General features: G+C 70.4%; 14 protein-coding genes. 1 reads left to right on the plus strand and 13 read right to left on the minus strand.

All coding sequences use genetic code 11. The annotated features are described in order from the left end of the window. Positions 1-124 precede the first annotated feature (124 nt). The 5 genes from ACFV8T_RS22300 to ACFV8T_RS22320 form a co-directional block, all read right to left on the minus strand. Positions 125-1,081, minus strand: a complete 957-nt coding sequence (locus tag ACFV8T_RS22300; protein WP_385330036.1) for an ABC transporter substrate-binding protein — start codon at positions 1,079-1,081, stop codon at positions 125-127. Then, positions 1,074-3,035, minus strand: coding sequence for an ABC transporter permease (locus ACFV8T_RS22305; RefSeq protein WP_385330039.1), 1,962 nt, complete (start codon positions 3,033-3,035; stop codon positions 1,074-1,076). The genes ACFV8T_RS22300 and ACFV8T_RS22305 overlap by 8 nt, the downstream gene beginning before the upstream one ends. An 85-nt stretch (positions 3,036-3,120) precedes the next feature. Then, positions 3,121-4,170: a glycine betaine/L-proline ABC transporter ATP-binding protein gene (locus ACFV8T_RS22310; protein WP_385330042.1), complete on the minus strand. Its 1,050-nt coding sequence runs from the start codon at positions 4,168-4,170 to the stop codon at positions 3,121-3,123. Then, entirely contained in the window at positions 4,170-5,693 is a 1,524-nt protein-coding gene (locus ACFV8T_RS22315; RefSeq protein ID WP_385330045.1) for a GMC family oxidoreductase, read from the minus strand. Before ACFV8T_RS22315 ends, ACFV8T_RS22310 begins: the two co-directional genes overlap by 1 nt. 183 nt (positions 5,694-5,876) lie before the next feature. After that, a complete protein-coding gene (locus ACFV8T_RS22320) occupies positions 5,877-7,364 on the minus strand; it encodes an aldehyde dehydrogenase family protein (protein ID WP_385330048.1) in 1,488 nt (495 codons plus the stop codon). Positions 7,365-7,734: 370 nt separating this feature from the next. Between ACFV8T_RS22320 and ACFV8T_RS22325 the strand changes: the two genes are divergently transcribed. Then, positions 7,735-8,139 carry a hypothetical protein gene (locus tag ACFV8T_RS22325; protein WP_385330050.1) on the plus strand — a complete coding sequence of 135 codons (405 nt, stop codon included), beginning with the start codon at positions 7,735-7,737 and terminating at the stop codon, positions 8,137-8,139. On the opposite strand, the gene ACFV8T_RS22330 is transcribed toward ACFV8T_RS22325, so the two are convergent. The 8 genes from ACFV8T_RS22330 to ACFV8T_RS22365 all read right to left on the minus strand — a co-directional run bounded on the left by ACFV8T_RS22330 (position 8,122) and on the right by ACFV8T_RS22365 (position 17,404). Further along, positions 8,122-8,781 (minus strand): SGNH/GDSL hydrolase family protein, encoded by a 660-nt coding sequence (locus ACFV8T_RS22330; RefSeq protein WP_385330053.1) that lies wholly within the window; start codon positions 8,779-8,781, stop codon positions 8,122-8,124. The two genes, ACFV8T_RS22325 and ACFV8T_RS22330, sit on opposite strands and share 18 nt — an antisense overlap. Before the next feature lie 41 nt (positions 8,782-8,822). Further along, positions 8,823-9,674 (minus strand): sugar phosphate isomerase/epimerase family protein, encoded by an 852-nt coding sequence (locus ACFV8T_RS22335; protein ID WP_385330056.1) that lies wholly within the window; start codon positions 9,672-9,674, stop codon positions 8,823-8,825. Positions 9,675-9,785: 111 nt separating this feature from the next. Then, on the minus strand, positions 9,786-11,213 hold the full coding sequence (locus ACFV8T_RS22340) for a polysaccharide lyase 6 family protein (protein ID WP_385330059.1): 1,428 nt from the start codon (positions 11,211-11,213) through the stop codon (positions 9,786-9,788). 127 nt (positions 11,214-11,340) lie between these two features. Beyond that, on the minus strand, positions 11,341-12,774 hold the full coding sequence (locus ACFV8T_RS22345) for a polysaccharide lyase 6 family protein (RefSeq protein WP_385330061.1): 1,434 nt from the start codon (positions 12,772-12,774) through the stop codon (positions 11,341-11,343). A 60-nt stretch (positions 12,775-12,834) separates the two neighbouring features. After that, the gene (locus tag ACFV8T_RS22350; protein ID WP_385330064.1) at positions 12,835-14,157 is read right to left on the minus strand and encodes an alpha-L-fucosidase; all 1,323 of its coding nucleotides are present in this window, start codon (positions 14,155-14,157) and stop codon (positions 12,835-12,837) included. A 96-nt stretch (positions 14,158-14,253) separates the two neighbouring features. Beyond that, a complete protein-coding gene (locus tag ACFV8T_RS22355; RefSeq protein WP_385330067.1) occupies positions 14,254-15,120 on the minus strand; it encodes a carbohydrate ABC transporter permease in 867 nt (288 codons plus the stop codon). Next, on the minus strand, positions 15,117-16,079 hold the full coding sequence (locus ACFV8T_RS22360) for a carbohydrate ABC transporter permease (RefSeq protein WP_385330069.1): 963 nt from the start codon (positions 16,077-16,079) through the stop codon (positions 15,117-15,119). Before ACFV8T_RS22360 ends, ACFV8T_RS22355 begins: the two co-directional genes overlap by 4 nt. Beyond that, positions 16,076-17,404, minus strand: a complete 1,329-nt coding sequence (locus ACFV8T_RS22365; RefSeq protein ID WP_385330071.1) for an extracellular solute-binding protein — start codon at positions 17,402-17,404, stop codon at positions 16,076-16,078. The genes ACFV8T_RS22360 and ACFV8T_RS22365 overlap by 4 nt, the downstream gene beginning before the upstream one ends. Between the last annotated feature and the right edge of the window lie 39 nt (positions 17,405-17,443).

Genomic DNA, 17,443 nt, shown 5'->3' on the forward strand with positions numbered 1-17,443 from the left:
TCTGAACCCCCTTCCGGTTCCCGACCCACCCAAGTTCCGAACCCACCGTGGGGCGGATGCCACACCGGTGTCCGGTGCGGCACCCCCCAGGGCGCCCGTCGGACCAACGGGCCGAGCCCGACACTCACTTCGGCAGCCACGCCCGCCATGTGGGCTCGTTCTTCCGCACCCACCGTGCCGCGGCCTCCTCGGGCGACAGCTTCTGGTCCGCGATCATCAGCGCCACCTCGTTCTGTGCCCGTGTCGTCCAGTGGAACTTCTTCAGGAACGCGGCGGCCCTGCCGCCCCCGTCGGCGAACCGGGCGTTGAGGAACTTCCGCAGCGGGGTGTGCGGATACGCGCACGCCACCTTCTTCGGATCGGCGTCGCAGCCCTCCTTGTACGCGGGCAGTTTCACCTCCGTCATCGGGACCTGCTCGAACAGCCACTGCGGCTTGTACCAGTAGGTCAGGAACGGCTTCTTCTCCTTGGCGAACTGCCTGATCTGCGTGATCTGCGCCGCCTCGGAGCCGGAGAAGACCACCTGGTAGTCCAGGTCCAGGTTCTTCACCAGCGCCCTGTCGTTGGTGACGTACGACGGCGAGCCGTCCAGGAGCTGCCCCTTGCCGCCGCTCTCCGCCGTGCGGAGCCGGCCGGCGTACTTGTTCAGGTTCTTCCAGTCCGTCACGCCCGGGTTCGCGTCGGCGAAGTACTTCGGCACGAACCAGCCGATGTGGCCGGTCACGCCGAGCTCCCCGCCCGGCGCGATCGTCTTCTTGTCCGCGACGTAGCGCTCCTCCTGCTCCGGGTGGCCCCAGTCCTCCAGGATCGCGTCGACACGGCCCTGGCTGAGGGCGTCCCAGGCGGGGACCTCGTCGATCCGGACGGTGTCGACGCGGTATCCCAGCTCGTGTTCGAGCAGGTACTGGGCGACGGCGGCGTTGGCCTGCGCACCCACCCACGACTGGACCGACAGTGTCACCGTCCTGGCGCCGTGCGCGTCGGCGTACGGGGACGCCTGCTTGGTCATGTCCGCCGCGCCGCAGCCCGTCAGGGCCAGCAGCCCGAACGCCGCGGCGGCGGCGATGGTGCGCCTACGCATCCCGGGGCTCCTTTCCGGCCGGCTGTGTGACCCGGTCCAGCATCAGTCCGAGGCATACGATGGCCGCGCCCGCGACCAGCCCGGTCGCCAGGTCGCCCTGGGCCAGCCCGAACACCACGAGGTAGCCGAGCGCACCGCCGCCCACCAGGCCGCCGATGATGACGACGGCGAGGACGAGGACCACACCCTGATTGACGGCCAGCAGCAACGCGGGCCGGGCGAGAGGCAGTTGGACCTGGCGCAGTTGCTGCCAGCCCGTCGCGCCGAGCGAGCGGGACGACTCCATCGCGACCGGGTCCACGGCGCGCATGCCCTGGGTGGTGATGCGGACGACGGCAGGCAGCGCGTACACCACGGCCGCGACGGTGGCGGGTGCCCGGCCGACGCCGAACAGCGCGACCACCGGGATCAGGTACACGAACTGCGGCATGGTCTGGAACACGTCGAGCACGGGCCGCAACAGCCGCTCCAGGCGGGGGCTGCGGGCCGCGGCGACGCCGGTGGCGACACCGGCGACGAGTGTGACGGCGACCGCGGCCAGCACCTGCGAGAGGGTGTCCAGCGCCGGGTCCCACACCCCGAGCACCCCGATCGCGGCCATCGCGAGCACGGCGGTCAGCGCGGTGCGCCAGGTGCCGATGAGCTGGGCGAGGACCCCCACCAGGAGCAGTACGGCCCACCAGGGCAGCCACTGAAGACCGTCGCGCACCGGGTCGAGGACCCAGGTGGTGAAGCGGGCGGCCCAGTCGGCGGTGCCGCCGATGACGGGAACCCCGGAGTACAGGTGTGCGGTCATCCAGTCGACGGCCCGGTTGACGGAACCCGCGATGTCCATGGTCCACGCGTCGGGCCACGACAGCCGGCCGGCGTAGCGGCCGGCGAGCGCGACGGCGACCGTACCGGCCGCGGCGACCGCCCAGCCGAGGCCGCTCCCCCGGGCGGGCGCGGCGCCGATCCGCTCGCCCGCGGCAGCGGTGACACGGTCGAGGACGACGGCGAGCAGGACGACCGGCACACCGGCGGCGAGCGCCGCGCCGACATCGACCGAGGCGAGGGCCTGGTACACGCGGTCGCCGAGACCGCCCGCGCCGATCACGGACGCGATCACGGCCATCGAGAGCGCCATCATGATCGATTGGTTGACCCCGAGCAGCAGTTCCTTGCGGGCCAGCGGGAGCCGGGCGGTCAGCAGCCGCTGCCGGCCGGTCGCGCCGAGCGAGGCCGCGGCCTCCATCACCCCGGCGTCTGCCCCACGCAGACCGAGCGCGGTCAACCGGGCCATGGGCGGGGCCGCGTAGACGACGGTGGCGAGGACCGCGGCCGGTACGCCGATCCCGAAGACCAGCACGACCGGGAGCAGATACGCGAACGCGGGCAGCACCTGCATGGTGTCGAGCACCGGGCGCAGTGCCCGGTGCACGCGGTCGGACAGCCCGGCGGCGAGCCCGAGCAGCGCCCCGAGCAGAACGGACGCGGCGACGGCGACCACCATCAGCGCGAGGGTCTGCATGGTGGGCACCCACATGCCGAGCAGCCCGCACACGGCGAACGCTGCGACGGCGGTGAACGCCGGGCGGATGCCCGCGAGGCGCCAGGCGACGAGGCCGGCGGCGGCCGTGACCCCCGCCCAGCCGGCTGCGAGGAGCACGAGGTAGACGGCGCGTACGGACAGTACGACGGCGTTGCTGATGTGGCCGAAGAAGTACAGGAAGAGCGGGTGGCTGTCCCGGTTGTCGATGATCCAGTCGCTGGCGTCGCCGAGCGGTCCGGACAGGTCGACGGCGAACCGCGCGGGCCAGCTGCCGCCGCCCAGGAGTACGACGCCGAGGAGGAGTGCGACGAGGGCGACGCCCCCGATGATCGCGGTACGGTGCCGGGCGAGGGCGTCGCTCAGCGGCACGCGCGCGGGAGGCATGCCCGTCTCGGCGGCGGCTGTGGTGACGGTGGTGCTCATCGTGTCCGCCTCCCCGGCGCGTCCGCGGCGCGGGCGGGCACGGGCGCATGCGGCCCCGGCGGTCCCCAGGTGGTGTGCGCGGGCATCAGGCCGCCTCCTGCTGCGGGGCGAACCCCGCCACCACGCCGAGCAGGTCCGCATGGCCGACCACGCCCACGCAGCGGCCGTTCTCGACGACGCGGGCGGTCCGGCCGCTGCGGACGACCGCTTCGATGGCCTCATGGACCGTCGCGTCGGGGGCCAGTGCCGGGCCGTTGTCCGTCTCGACGGCTCCGGCCGGCCGCATCGCCGAGCGCACCGTCATGACCTGTTCACGCGGCACATCGCGGACGAAGTCGCGTACGTAGTCGTCCGCGGGGGCGCCCACGATCTCCTCGGGGGTGCCCAGCTGCACGATCCGGCCGTCCCGCATCAGCGCGATCCGGTCGCCGAGCTTCAGCGCCTCGCCGAGGTCGTGCGTGATGAAGACCATCGTGCGGCCCTCCTCGCCGTGCAACCGTACGACCTCCTCCTGCATGTCGCGCCTGATCAGCGGGTCCAGTGCGCTGAACGGCTCGTCGAACAGCAGTACTTCGGGGTCCACGGCCAGTGCGCGGGCCAGCCCCACCCGCTGTTGCTGGCCGCCGGACAGCTGAGCGGGGCGGCGGTGTTCCATGCCTTCGAGGCCGACCTTGGTGACGAACTCCGCCGCCCGCAGCCGCCGTTCGGCGCGCGGGACCCCCTGGATCTCCAGCCCGTACGCGACGTTGTCCAGCACCGACCGGTGCGGCAGCAGCCCGAAGTGCTGGAAGACCATGGCGGCGCGGTGGCGGCGCAGCTCGCGCAGGCGTGACGCGTCCATCGACAGCACGTCCTCGCCGTCGATGGCGATCGAGCCGGACGTGGGCTCGATCAGCCGGGTCAGGCAGCGCACGAGCGTCGACTTGCCGGAGCCGGACAGGCCCATGACGACGAAGACCTCGCCCTTGCGGACGTCGAAGGACACGTCGCGCACGGCGGCGGTGCAGCCGGTGTGTTCACGCAGTCCGGCGGGGCCGAGTGCGGCGAGGGCCGGATCGGCCGGCACCCGGTCGGCCTTCGGGCCGAAGACCTTCCACAGTTCACGTACGGAAAAGACAGGCGGCTCGGTGTTCATCAGGCATTGCCTCCCAGAAGGTCCGCGCACTTCTCCCCGACCATCAGCACGCCGATCATCGGGTTGACGGTCGTCATGGTCGGGAAGACGGACGCGTCGGCGATCCGGATGCCGTCCAGGCCACGGATCCTCAGATCGGGTGTCACGACGGCGAGTTCGTCGCCCGCTCCACCCATCCGGCAGGTCCCGGCCGGGTGGTAGACGGTGTGCGCGACCTTGCGCGCGTACTCGCCGAGCTCCTCGTCGGAGGTGACCTCGGGCCCCGGGCAGACCTCGCGCTTGAGCCAGCCGGCGAGCGGTTCCTGCTCCGCGATGCGGCGTGCGATGCGGATGCCGTCGACGAGGGTGCGGCCGTCGTAGTCCTCCTCGTCGGTGAAGTACCGGAAGTCGAGGGCGGGCTTGACCCCGGGGTCGGCGCTGGTCAGGTACAGCCGGCCGCGGCTGCGCGGCTTGGGGATGTTGGGGGTCATCGACACGCCGTGCGGGGGCCGCTGATAGCCCAGCCGTTCGGGGTTGTCGGTGAACGGGATCTGGTAGAAGTGGAACATCAGGTCCGGCCCGTCGGCGTCCGGGTCCCGGCGTACGAAGAGGCCCGCGTCGCTGTCCATCGCGGAGTTCTCCGGTATCGGCCCGTCGGTCTCCCAGACGATGACCGACTCGGGGTGGTCGAGGAGGTTCTCCCCGACGCCCGGCAGGTCGTGCACGACGGGGATGCCGAGCTTCTCCAGGTCGGCGCGGGGTCCGATGCCGGAGTGCAGCAGCAGTCGGGGGGTGTCCACGGCGCCCGCGCACACGAGTACCTCGCGCCGGGCCCGTACGACGTGCTCCTCGCCGTCCTTGGTGCGCACGTGCACACCGGTGGCCCGGGTGCCGTCGAGCTCCAGCCCGAACGCCCAGGTCTCCAGGGCGATATGGAGGTTGGGCCGGTCCAGGAACGGGTGCAGATACGCCACGGAGGCCGAGGAGCGCTTGTTGTTCTCCGGGTGGTAGGCGAGGTCGAAGAAGCCGACACCCTCGTGGAACGGCTGCCTGTTGAAGCCCTCGACGCGCGGTACGTCCAGCGCGATCCGGGCGGCGTCGACGAAGTCGCGGGCGATGGCGTTCCGGTCGGCCTCGTCGACGGGGACGATGTGGTTGCGCAGCCTGGCGAAGTACGGGTCCATCGACGCCGCGTCCCAGCCCTCGGCGCCCGCGGCGGCCCACTCGTCCCAGTCGGTCGGCAGGGGCTTGAAGGCGATGAGGGTGTTGTGGGACGAGCAGCCGCCGAGCACCCGGGCGCGGCTGTGGCGGATGTGCGAGTTGCCGCGGGGCTGCTCGGTCGTCGGGTAGTCGTAGTCCAGTTCACCGCCGAGGAGCCCCATCCAGCGGCGCAGGGTGAGGACGTCGTCCCGTCCGACGTCGCTGGGGCCGCCCTCGATGACGGCGACGGTGGTGTCCGGGTTCTCGGTGAGCCGGGAGGCGATCACCGATCCGGCGGTGCCGCCGCCGATGACGACGTAGTCGTGGACGTGGTTGTCGGTCATGCGCTCGTTTCCCTCTGCTCCGTCGGGTCCGATGCGGACGCTGTATCCGTCGCGTCCGGTGGGGCCGTCGCGTCCGGTGCGTCCGTCACGTGCAGTGCTTCCGTTGCGTCCGTTGCGTCCAGTGCCCGTGCGCCTTGCGTCACGTGTGGCATGTGCGTCGCGCCCGTGCCTCAGCGCGGTGCCTCAGCCCGCGAACCAGCGCACGGGGCGCGGAGCGAGGTTCTGGTAGATGTGCTTGGCCTCGCGGTACTCGGCGAGGCCGGTCGGGCCCAGCTCACGGCCGATGCCCGACTTCCCGAAGCCACCCCATTCGGCCTGCGGGAGGTAGGGGTGGAAGTCGTTGATCCAGACGGTGCCGTGGCGCAGGCGCCCGGCGACGCGCCGGGCGCGGCCCGCGTCGGCGGTCCATACGGCGCCCGCGAGCCCGTACTCGGTGTCGTTGGCGAGGGTGACGGCCTCGTCCTCCGTACGGAAGGTCTCGACGGTCAGGACGGGGCCGAAGACCTCCTCGCGGACGACGCGCATCCTGCGGTCGCACCGGTCCAGGACGGTGGGGCGGTAGAAGTAGCCGGGGCCGTCGGGCCGTTCGCCGCCGGCCCGGAGCACGGCGCCCTCCTCGATGGCGGATGCGACGAAGTCCTCGGTCCTCGCGAGCTGTTGCGCGGAGACGAGCGGCCCGCATTCGACGCCGGGGTCGGTGCCGCGGCCGAGGCGGATCCTGTCGGCGCGACGGGCCAGTTCGGCGACGAAGCGCTCGCGCAGCGACTCCTCGACGATGAGCCGGGAACCGGCGGAACAGACCTGGCCGCTGTGGATGAAGGCGGCGTTGAGGGCCTGGTCGACGGCGGTGTCGAAGCCCTCGTCGGTGGCGCAGGCGTCGGCGAAGACGACGTTGGGGTTCTTGCCGCCGAGTTCGAGCGCGACCTTCTTGACGGTGTCGGCGGCGGCGCGGGCCACCTTCGTGCCACTGGCCAGCCCGCCGGTGAACGATACGAGGTCGACGTCCGGGTGCTCGGCGAGACGGGCGCCGACGGTGGCACCGGCGCCGGTGACGATGTTGGCGGTGCCCTGGGGCAGTCCGGCCTCCATCAGGAGCCCGATCAGCGCCACGGTGGTGAGCGGCGTGATCTCGCTGGGCTTGATCACGAAGGTGTTGCCGGCGGCGAGCGCCGGGGCGATCTTCCAACTTGCCTGGAGCAGCGGGTAGTTCCAGGGGGTGATGAGTGCGCACACCCCGACCGGCTCATGGACGACGACGCTGTGGATCTCGTCGTTCCCGGCGTCGACGACTCGTCCGCCGCTCTCGTTCATGACGAGATCGGCGAAGTAGACGAAGGCGTCGCGCACACAGTCGACGTCGACACGCCCCTCTTCGAGGGTCTTGCCCGCGTCCCGGCTCTCCAGGGCTCCGATCTTCTCCCGGTCCCGCTCCAGCAGTGCCGCGACGCGACGCAGCAGGGCGGCCCGCTCGGCGACGGGCGTACGCGGCCAGCAACCGTCGTCGAAGGCCGCACGCGCGGCGGCGACGGCGTCATCGGCGTCGGCGACGGCGCCCTCCGCCACAACGGCGAAGACGCCGGCGTCGACGGGGTCGATGATGTCGCGCGTGGCGCCGGAGACGGCCGAACGCCACTCCCCGCCCACGTGGATGGTCTGTTGTGCTGCCGACACGTCGTGTTTGGCCTCTCGGTTCCGGATGTGCGTCCTGCGCCGGTCACACCCCGGCGATCTGGCCGCCTGCCCCGGGTCCGGAGAACCATGCCCTGCTTCCGGCGGAAAGTGACCCGCCTCACGCCGCGACGTGGGACCGCGCCGCTGTGCAGCCCAAATCCGCGCGGCCGCAGGTGAACCAGGCCGTCACCCGCGTGTCCCGGCCGGGCCCGTCCGCCCCGTACGTCCCGTCCGTCCCCGGAAGTCGGCCCGGCGCAGCATCGCAGCCCCCTCGGATTTCCGTGGTTCACACCTCGCACGCCGGAACACGGCCTGCTGCGACGATGGACGCGATCACTGCTTCGAGCCGACAACCGTTGGGGCCTCCACCGTGGACAGATTCGTCCTGGGCGACACGGACTTCGCCGTCGACCGATCGGAATCGTCGGTCCGGACGGCACCGGACGGCCTGGTGACGGTCGGCGTGTGGGGGACCGCCGAGGCCCTTGACGCGCAGGGGGACACGGGCCCGTTCGGCTGGGCGGTCCATCCGCCACGTCTCTACCTCACGGCGGTTCCCGCCACCTGGACCGGTGGCGTGGCGGTCATAAGGATCGACGACACCATGTCCGGCCTTTGCGACATCGGTCTCTACCTCCACGAACACGGCGACGTCACCGGCGAGCTGACGCTCGATCCGGCGCGAACCCTGCGCATCAGCGGATCGGCGCAGATCGGCGGACGCGCGGAATCGATCGACGTTCAGGTGGACTTCCCCCTACTGCTCCCCGAGTAGGCGCGAGTCCACCGCGGCGAGCCAGGCATCCGCGACGATCCTGTGGCCGAGGGGACTCGGGTGGACCCCGTCCGGGGCCAGGTCCGCGGCCTCCTTCGTCTCCGCGGCACGGAGCAGGGCAAGGTCCGCGCGGACCACCTGGGCTCCGTTGGCCTGCGCGGCACAAAGGACGGCGTCGGTACGGGGCGTCAGGTCCTCGAACCAGTCCTTCTGGTCCGGGGTGACCGGGAGCAGGAAAGGGGTGATGACGACCAGTCGTGCGGACAGCCGGCGCGCGGTGTCCGCGAGGAGGCGGTCGAGGCATGCCTCGAACTCGTCGACCGGGCTGAGGAGTCCGCGGTCGTAGCGTCGCCAGGTGTCGTTGATGCCGATCTTGACCGTGACCACGGTGGGCCGGTGGTCGATGACGTCGGTGGTCCAGCGGGCTTCGAGGTCGTACACACGGTTGCCGTTGAGACCCTTGTTGATGACGGCGGGGCCGGGTCCGTCGCCCGCCCTGGCGTGCAGGGTCTGTGCGATCTCGTGGACGTATCCGCTGCCGAGCGATGCGGAATCCGTACGGTCGCGGCCCGCGTCGGTGATGGAGTCACCGATGAACAGGAGTGTGTCCGTCTCCTTGATGTGCCTGTCCGCGATGTGCATGTCTGCCGTCCTTTGCGTCGGGGTGGTGGGTCGGGCGCCGCTCATCGTCGAGCCGCGACGCGCCGCAGCGTATCGGCCTCGCGCGCCAGCACCGCGGGGTCGTCGCCGGGCACGAACTCCAGGAGCGCCTCCAGGGGGACGCGTCGTTCGTTCAGCAGGTCGAAGACCCCGGTCCACAGGTCCTCACGGTCCGCCAGCCGCAGTCGGCGGTTGCCCGGCCACCACGAGAAGACATGCACCGCGCTGACCCGCTCGACGAGCGCGGAGAGCCCCGCCAGCGCCTCCTCGTCGGGAGCGTCCTGCGGCGGCTGCCAGTAGGTACGGAGGTTGTCCGCGCCCACCTCGTCCAACAGCCGGACGGTCGAGGCGACGGTGTCGGTGAGGGTCCTGGAGTGGAACTCCAGCGCGAGCTCCAGCCCGTGGTCCGCGGCGACCCGGGCCGCCTCCCGCAGGCAGGCGGCGGTCCCGCTCCGCTCCTGCGGTGTCGCGGTCAGCGATCCGACTCCGCCCGCCCAGACCCGCACCCGCGGCGCCCCCAGGAGCACCGCGGCGCGGGCGATCTCGGGGAACTCGGCCGGTTCGCCCCGCGTGGCGCGGAAGTAGGAGCCGTACGAGCAGCAGGTGAGCCCGTAGTCGTCGGAAGCCTCGCGGGCCGCGCGGACGGTGTCGGGATCCCCCGGAGGCGCGTGCACGTCCGCTCCCCACTCGACCACTTCCAGGCCCGCCTCGGCGGCCCGGCGTGCGACCTCGGCGGCGGGCAGCCGCCGGAAGGTGACCGAGCACAGCCCCGGCCTGGCCACGGTGGTGTCCGACCCGGTCGGCACGGGGCCCGAGGCGCGGTCCGCCGCACTGCGCCTCTGCTCCTCGCGGTCACTGCTCTCCCAGCCTGTCACGGCAATCCCTCCCCTGCGGTCGCCTCACGGCGGTTCTTCCCTCGCCCTTTTCCGGGCCGTTCCGAAACGGTCCGCCCGCGGTGGCGGGCGGACCGGATCACGGCTGACACCTCACGATGCGTTCGGACCCACGTCCGCGGTCGTGAGGGGGTGCCGGAGCGCGGGCGCGGTCGAGTACTCGTCGGCACCGATGTCGCGGGTACTGCCTCGCGAGTCGCCGTCGATGTCATCGGCCACGGCCGGGCTGCCCAGGGTGGCCGCGCCGATCGCCGGACTTCCCACCGACAGCCGGGCGACGCCGTCCTGACCCGTCACCAGCTTCGGGTCGGCCCGGGTGTAACCACCGGACGGGATATTGCCGTTGGACGCCGCACCCCACACCATGTTGCTCTGCCAGGTGAAGTTGGTGGTCGTCCCCATCGCGACGAGGCTCCCGGAGTCACCGACGAGCAGGTTGTCGGCGATGACCACGTCCCGGGGCTCATACGTCCGGGTCTCGCCCGAGAGCGTGCTGGAGTTGCCGATCAGGGTGTTGTGGACGATCACCGCGCGGTCGCAGGCGTCATTGCCCCGCCGCTCGTCCTGGGTCTCGCCCGAGTTGTGGTCGCGGGTGGTGCCGCTGCCGACCACCAGGGCCCGGCTCGACAGTCCGCCGAGGTAGTTGTTGACGATCAGGTGGTCGTTGCCGTACAGCCGCACCCCCTCGCTGCCGCCGATCAGGTAATTGCCCTCCACCCTGGAGCGGTTGCCGTGGCGCAGCACGATGCCGCCGCGGCTGTTGCGGATCGTGTTGTAGCGGATGATGTTGTCGGAGGACTTCACCGAGATGGCCTCGGGGTCGCCGTTGGCACGCTCGAACAGGTTGTACTCCACGACCGCGTGGGCGGCGGACAGCGCCCGTCCGCTGACGCCGAGGCGGATCGACTCGCCGCCGTTGTCCCCGGCGAAGGTGTGGTCGGAGAAGTAGTTCCGGAAGATGTGGATGTTCTGGGCCATGTCGGTCGAGCCGGGGCCGTCGACGACGAGGAAGATGCCGGTGGTGGTCTTGTCGTGGAAGTGGTTCCGGTCGATCTTCGTGTCGTTCGCCCGCACGACCAGCCAGTACGGGTCGCCGCTGTCCGCGTGCTGGAAGTCGTTGCGGGTCAGCCGGATCGACGAGCAGTTCACCGGGATCTCCATCGTGGTGCTCTGCCGGAAGGCGAAGCCGCTGACGGTGATGTTGCTCGAATTGGCGAAGACGAAGCTGCGCTCGCCCTTGAGCACCACGCCGCCGCGGGTCTTGGACACGATGGTGATCGGCGCGGCGCTGGTGCCGTTCTTGCCGGAGACGTTGATCGCGCCGCCCGACGGGACGGTGTAGGTGCCGTCGGCCACGACGATCCGGTCGCCGGGTGCGGCGCTGTTGATCGCGCTCTGGAGTGCGGCCAGGGTACTGACCGGTGTGTCGGCCGCCGAAGCGTCGATCGACATCGAGGTGCTGAGGGGCACGGCGGCGAGTGCTGCCACCGCGGTGCCCCTGAGGAACGTGCGTCGTTGCATGATGCCTCCTGTGGCGACAAGGACGTGACGGGCCGGTCCGTACAGCCCCCGCGCTGGACGTGCCGGCTGATCGATGGCGGGGACAGCCGGGGGCGAACCGGACCGGCTGTCCCACTCGGGCGTGTGCTCAGCGGGCCTGGGGACCGACGTCGGCCGGGGTCAGTGGCCGGTGTCTGGGTGCCCGCTTCGCGTACTCGTCGGCGCCCACGTCCCGGGTCCGGCCGCGCGGGTCCCCGTCGATGTCGTGGGTGACCGGTGACCGCCTGAGCGTGCCGGCGCCGATCGCCGGGCTCCCCGCCGACAGCCGGGCCACGCCGTCCGGGCCCGTCACCAGCTTCGGGTCGACCCGGGTGTAGCCACCGGACGGGATGTTGCCGTCGGCGGCGGCGCCCCACAGGATGTTGCCGGACCAGGTGAACCGTACGGTGTTCGCCATCGCGACCAGCTCGCCCGAGTCCCCGACGAGCAGGTTGTCCGCGACGGTCACATCACGCGGCTCGTGGGGACGCTGGCTCTCGCCGGAGAGTGTGCCCTTGTTGTTCACAAGGGTGTTGTACGCGATGAGGACCCGGTCGGGCGCGTCGTTGCCGCGGCGCTCGTCGGGCGTCTCGCCCGGCAGATGGTCGCGCTCCGAACCGCTGCCGATCACCAGGGCCCGGCCGGACAGACCGGCGAGGTGGTTGTTGACGATCACATGGTCGTTGCCGTAGATCCGCACGCCTTCCGTGCCGGCGACGAGATGATTGGCCTCCACCCGGTTGCGGTTGCCGTGCCGCAGGACGATCCCGCCGAGGCTGTCGCGGATGGTGTTGTGCCGGATGATGTTGTCCGAGCTCTTGACGGAGATGGCCTCCGGGTCGCCGTTGGCACGCTCGAACAGGTTGTACTCCACGACGGCGTGGGCGCTGGACAGTGCCCGGGGGCTGACGCCGAGCCTGATGGGCTCTCCGCCGTTGGACCCGGCGAAGGTGTGGTCGGAGAAGTAGTTCCTGAACACATGGACGCGTTGCGCCATCTCCTCCGTGCCCGCGCCCTCGATTCCGAGGTAGATGCCGAGCGTGGACTTTCCGTGGAAGTGGTTGTGGTCGACCTTGCTGTCGTCCGCACGCACCATCACCCAGTGCAGGCCCTCGATGTCGGCGAGCCGGAAGTCGTTGCGGGTCAGCCTGATGTGCGAGCAGTTCGGGGGGATGTCCAGGGTGCTGCTCTGCCGGAAGGAGAAGCCGCTGACGGTGATGTGGCTGGACGCGTCGAGGACGAAGCTCTGTTCGCCGTCGAGGACGACGCCGCCGCGGGACCGGGCGACGATGGTGATGGGCGCGCGCTCGGTCCCCTGCTTGTTCCGGATGGTGAGGGGCCGGTCCGACGGGACGGTGTACCTGCCGTCGGCCACGACGATGCGGTCACCCGGGCGTGCCCGGTCGATCGCGGCCTGGAGCTCGTCCAGCGAACCGACGGCGGCCGGGGCCGCCGTCGCGCTCGCGGTCAGGAGACCGCCGGTGGGGGCGACGGCCAGCGCCGCCCCTGCCGCGGTGCCCATGAGGAACGTGCGGCGTTGCATGATGCCTCCGTGAGTGTGGTGGTGGATCGGGGGCCGGACCCTTCTCGGCCGGCGACCTTCTCAGCCGGCGGCCGGGTCTGCCGGAGTGTCCAGGTACAGCTCGATGACGGGAACGGGGGTGTCGGGGCGCTGGACGGGGATCTCCAGCGTGAGCGTTCCGGCGGGCTGCCCGCCCATTTCGGTGTTCTGCGCGGGCCGGTCCGGGTCGATGTGGACCTGGCCGATCTCCGAGGCGTCGTTCAGCAACTGGGCGTAGCGCACCCGGCCGGCGAGTCCCGGCAGGTGCAGATGGCGCAGCGGCCAGGCGAGCAGGTGGACGTAGAGCCGGTCGCCGCGCTGGGTGTACCGGCATTCGGCGGGTGCGGTGTACGGGGACGGGCCGCAGCCGCGGACCGAGCGCTCGTGCAGGTCCATCCACCGGCCGATCTCCCCGAGGACGGCGACGGCGCGCGGTTCGAGGTCGCCGCGGCCGGTCGGGCCGACGTTGAGCAGCAGGTTGCCGCCCTTGGACACCCCGTCGACGAGCATGCGGATCAGCAGGTCGGCGCTCTTGTGGTCCAGGTTGTCGCGGTCGTAGCCCCAACTCCCGTTGAGCGTCTGGCACGCCTCCCACAGCACGGGCCGGCCGTCCTTGGTCATGGGTCCCGAGGGCTGGTACTGCTCGGGGGTGATGAAGTCGCCGGGAAGGCCGGTCCTGTCGTTGACGAGCACATGCGGCTGGAGTTCGCGGACCATCTCCAGCAGCTTGGGGGAATCCCAGTCGTCCGGGCCCTTGCCGCCCCACCAGGTGCGGCCCGCGTACGAGAAGTCGAAGAACAAGTAGTCGACGCGTCCGAAGGACGTCAGCAGTTCGCGGACCTGGCCGTGCAGATAGCGCTGGTAGTCGCGGATGTCGCGGTCGGCGGCCGCGGCCTTGAACTCCTCGTCGTCGCGCTGCGGATGGGTGCCGTCCACGGGAAAGGACGGGTGGTGCCAGTCGATCAGGGAGTAGTAGAGGCCGACCTTGAGCCCTTCGGCACGGCACGCCTCGACGAACGGCCCGACGAGGTCGCGGCCGTGCGGGGTGTTGGTGACCTTGTACTCGGTGAGGGCGCTGTCCCACAGGCAGAAGCCGTCGTGGTGCTTGGCGGTCAGGACGACGTACCGCATGCCCGCCGCCCTGGCCGCCCTGGCCCACCGGACCGGGTCGTAGCGGTCGGGGTCGAAGTGGTCGAAGTAGACCTGGTACTGCTCGTCGGTCAGCTTCTCCCGGTTCTTGACCCACTCGTGCCGTGCGGCGAGCGAGTACAGGCCCCAGTGGACGAACATGCCGAACCGGTCGGTGGTGAACCAGGTCGTGTCGGGGGCCGGCGCGGGAGCCGGGGTCGCAGCGCTCGGGGTCATGGGGCATCGTTCCTTGTCGTCGGCGTCCGGTGGCGTGTCCGGGGCGCTGTCGGCGGGCTGGTCGTACGGGGGTTCGCGTGCGGGCGGCTGGCCGGGTCAGCCCTTCAGGGCTCCGGAGGACAGGCCGTGCACGAAGGAACGCTGGAAGAACAGGAACACGATCACGGAGGGGAGCAGGGCCAGCAGGGAGGCGGCCATCACCACTCCGGGAGTGACGGCGGGGTCGATCCGCAGGGTTCGCAGCGCCAGCGGGAGCGTGTACGAGGAGGAGTCGGTGGAGACCAGCAGGGGCAGCAGGTACTGGTCCCAGATCATGGTGAAGCCGAAGACTCCGATGACCCCGAGTGCGGGCTTGCACATCGGCAGGATGATCTGGGCGAAGATGCGCAGGTCACCGGCGCCGTCGATGCGGGCGGCCTCTTCGAGTTCCCGGGGCACGTCCTTCATGAACTCGGTCATCACGAGGATGGAGAATCCCCAGGCGCCCAGCGGGACGATCATTCCGGCCAGGGTGCCGATGAGGTTGAAGTGGACGACCGGCAGGTCGGAGAGGATCACGGACAGCGGGAGGGCCAGGATCTCCTCGGGCAGCATCAGCGTCGCCAGAATGGCGACGAGCACCAGCGTCATCCCCGGGAAGACCTTCCTGGCCAGGGCGTATCCGGCGAGGACGGAGACGGCCACCTGGAGCAGCAGCCCGAAGCCGACCACGAAGAACGAGTTCAGCAGGTACGCGAGCACGCCCTGGTCGAAGGCGACCCTGAAGTTGTCCAGAGTGGCGCCGGAGGGAATGACGCTCAGCTGTGTCGGGTCCTTGACCTGGCTGAAGGCGCTGACCAGCAGGGCCAGCAGGGGCCCGGCGAAGACGATCAGGACCAGCAGATAGGTGACGGCCTTCAGGATCCGCCCGCCCGGACTCCTGCTCTCCGTCAGGCCCAGCGCGGTCTCGGTCGGCGCGTTCATTTGCTCTCTCTCCGTCGCAGCAGGTGGACGACGACTGTCAGGATCAGCGTCGCGATGAACAGCAGGACGGCTCCCGCCGCGCCGACGCCGAGTCGGTTCTGCTCCAGCCCGAGCTTGTAGATCAGGGTCATGACGACCTCGGTGGAGCCGTCGGGCCCACCGTTGGTGAGCAGGAACACCTCGGTGAACACGCGCAGTCCGCGGATCGCGGCGAGGATGAACAGGATCGAGAACACCGACCGCAGTCCGGGCACTGTCACGTGCCAGACCCGCTGCAGCCTGGAGGCGCCGTCGACCTTCGCCGCCTCGTAGAGACCGCGGTCCACACTGGTGAGGCCGGCGAGGAAGATCATCATGTCGTAGGGGGCGCCCCGCCAGATGCCGGTGAGCATGATGGAGGCCATCGACGAATCGGGGTCGTTGATGAATCCCGAGGGGCCGAACCCCACCAGGCCGAGGATGGAGTTGAGCATGCCGTCCGCGGTCGGGTGGTACATGATCCGCCACAGTTCGGCGACGACCGCGATCGGCACCACAACCGGCAGGAACGCCGCGGAGCGCACGAATCCCAGCCGGCGGCCCTGGCCTTCCATCAGCAGCGCGAGAACGAGGCCGAGGGCCATCGAGCCGGCCGTCTGCCCGGCGGCGAGGACGACGGTGTGCCACGCGGCCTCACGGAAGCCTGCGGACTGGAGCACCGTGGCGTAGTTCTCGGTGCCGACCCACCTGTTGCCGAGGTAGGGCTGGACATCCTGGAAGGACATGGTCAGCGCACTGACCATGGGGATGAACTTGAAGTACAGGAAGAGGAGCAGTGCCGGTGCCAGGAACAGCCACGGCGTCCACCACCGGCCCGCCCGGCGGTCGTGCCCGCGGCGGCCGGTGGCCGCGCGGCCCGTTTTCCGGGTGGCGGGTCCGGCCGCCGGGAGGGCGGCCGGATCCGCCTGGTCAAGACTCATGACGCGGCGATTCCCTGTTCCTTGAGGATGTCGGCGAGCTGCTTGTCGAGCTCCTTCAGCTTGGTCCCGGTGTCCAGGTCGCAGTCGGCCATCAGCGCGTTGACGGTATCCGCGGTGGTCTGCCGTACCGGGGTCCAGTTCGGGATGGACGGCGCGTAGCGACCGGAGTTCCGGTAGATCTCGGCGTAGGTCTTCCAGCGGGGGTCGGGACGGACCTCGGAGATGTCCACCGTCTTGTTGACGGGCAGCTGCACGGTGAAGCCGGTGTCGCCCTCCATCCCGGTCTTCTGGCCCTCGGCGGAGAGCGCGAAGTCGGCGAAGGCGTCCTGGCCGGCCATGTTCTCGGAGCCCGCCATCAGGTAGACGGACCCGCCCTCGGCGAGCACGGTGGCGTCCTTCGGCCCCTTGGGCATCGGCACGACCTCGTACTTGTCCTTGCCGAGGGTCTCGTCGAAGCGAGGCAGCAGATACGGGCCGACGACGAACATGCCGGTCCGGCCGGCCTCGAACGTCTCGTTCGTGGGCGGGGTCTCCATGGTCACGGCGCCCGGCTGGATGACCTTGTTCTTGCAGCCGAGGTCGCGGAACCACTGCACGGCCTGAACCGATTCCTTCGTGGTCATCGCGGGCTTGTACGTGCCGTCCCCGGCCTCGGTGATGAAGTCCCCGCCCGCCGCCCAGAGGAAGTTGGAGAAGTACCAGGAGGCGTATCCGCGCTTGGTGGACAGCGGAGCGGCGAGTCCGTACGTGTTCTTCTTGCCGTCGCCGTCGGGGTCCTTGGTGGTGAAGGCTTCGGCCATCGCGGCGAAGTCGTCCCAGCTCTGCGGGACTTCGAGCTTCAGCTTCTCCCGCCAGTCCTTGCGGATGAGCAGCGCGGACGCCTGCGCGGAGTACGGCAGGCCGAACTGCTTGCCGTCCACGCTCTTGCCGGAGTCCAGCCCCTGGCCGACGACCTGCTTGCCGTTCTTCATCTTGTCCAGGTCGATCTCCCGGAGCAGGCCCTGGCTGTGCATGGCGCCGAGCTGCGTCACATCGTTCATGACGATGTCGGGCAGGTTCTTCTGCGCGGCCCGCTGCTGCAGCTTGGTCTCGAAGTCGTCGAAGATCGCCGTGACCTTGACCTTGAAGCCCGTGGCCTTCTCGAAGGCGGCAGCGAGCTTGACCGCTCCCTGCTCTCCCGGTCCGCCCGGTGTGGTCCGGGTCCACAGTTCGAGCGGAGCCTTCGAGTTCTGCTTGGCATCCACTCCCGCAGGCCCTGATGTACAGCTGGTGAGGACCAGTGCGGAAGCGAGAACACCCGCACCGATCCACCGCGTTCTCTGCATGACAACTCCTGTTTTCGCCGCATCACAGCTGGCCTGGAA

The sequence above is a fragment of the Streptomyces sp. NPDC059832 genome (assembly GCF_042731715.1).
In the GTDB taxonomy this organism is placed as follows: Bacteria; Actinomycetota; Actinomycetes; order Streptomycetales; family Streptomycetaceae; genus Streptomyces.

Excerpts from the sequence above, each read along its gene's own strand:
- ACFV8T_RS22360 (WP_385330069.1), bottom strand. The coding sequence starts at position 16,079 with ATGAGTCTTGACCAGGCGGATCCGGCCGCCCTCCCGGCGGCCGGACCC.
- ACFV8T_RS22300 (WP_385330036.1), bottom strand. The coding sequence starts at position 1,081 with ATGCGTAGGCGCACCATCGCCGCCGCCGCGGCGTTCGGGCTGCTGGCC.
- ACFV8T_RS22310 (WP_385330042.1), bottom strand. The coding sequence starts at position 4,170 with ATGAACACCGAGCCGCCTGTCTTTTCCGTACGTGAACTGTGGAAGGTC.
- ACFV8T_RS22305 (WP_385330039.1), bottom strand. The coding sequence starts at position 3,035 with ATGAGCACCACCGTCACCACAGCCGCCGCCGAGACGGGCATGCCTCCC.
- ACFV8T_RS22365 (WP_385330071.1), bottom strand. The coding sequence starts at position 17,404 with ATGCAGAGAACGCGGTGGATCGGTGCGGGTGTTCTCGCTTCCGCACTG.
- ACFV8T_RS22345 (WP_385330061.1), bottom strand. The coding sequence starts at position 12,774 with ATGCAACGCCGCACGTTCCTCATGGGCACCGCGGCAGGGGCGGCGCTG.
- ACFV8T_RS22330 (WP_385330053.1), bottom strand. The coding sequence starts at position 8,781 with ATGCACATCGCGGACAGGCACATCAAGGAGACGGACACACTCCTGTTC.
- ACFV8T_RS22355 (WP_385330067.1), bottom strand. The coding sequence starts at position 15,120 with ATGAACGCGCCGACCGAGACCGCGCTGGGCCTGACGGAGAGCAGGAGT.
- ACFV8T_RS22340 (WP_385330059.1), bottom strand. The coding sequence starts at position 11,213 with ATGCAACGACGCACGTTCCTCAGGGGCACCGCGGTGGCAGCACTCGCC.
- ACFV8T_RS22315 (WP_385330045.1), bottom strand. The coding sequence starts at position 5,693 with ATGACCGACAACCACGTCCACGACTACGTCGTCATCGGCGGCGGCACC.
- ACFV8T_RS22350 (WP_385330064.1), bottom strand. The coding sequence starts at position 14,157 with ATGACCCCGAGCGCTGCGACCCCGGCTCCCGCGCCGGCCCCCGACACG.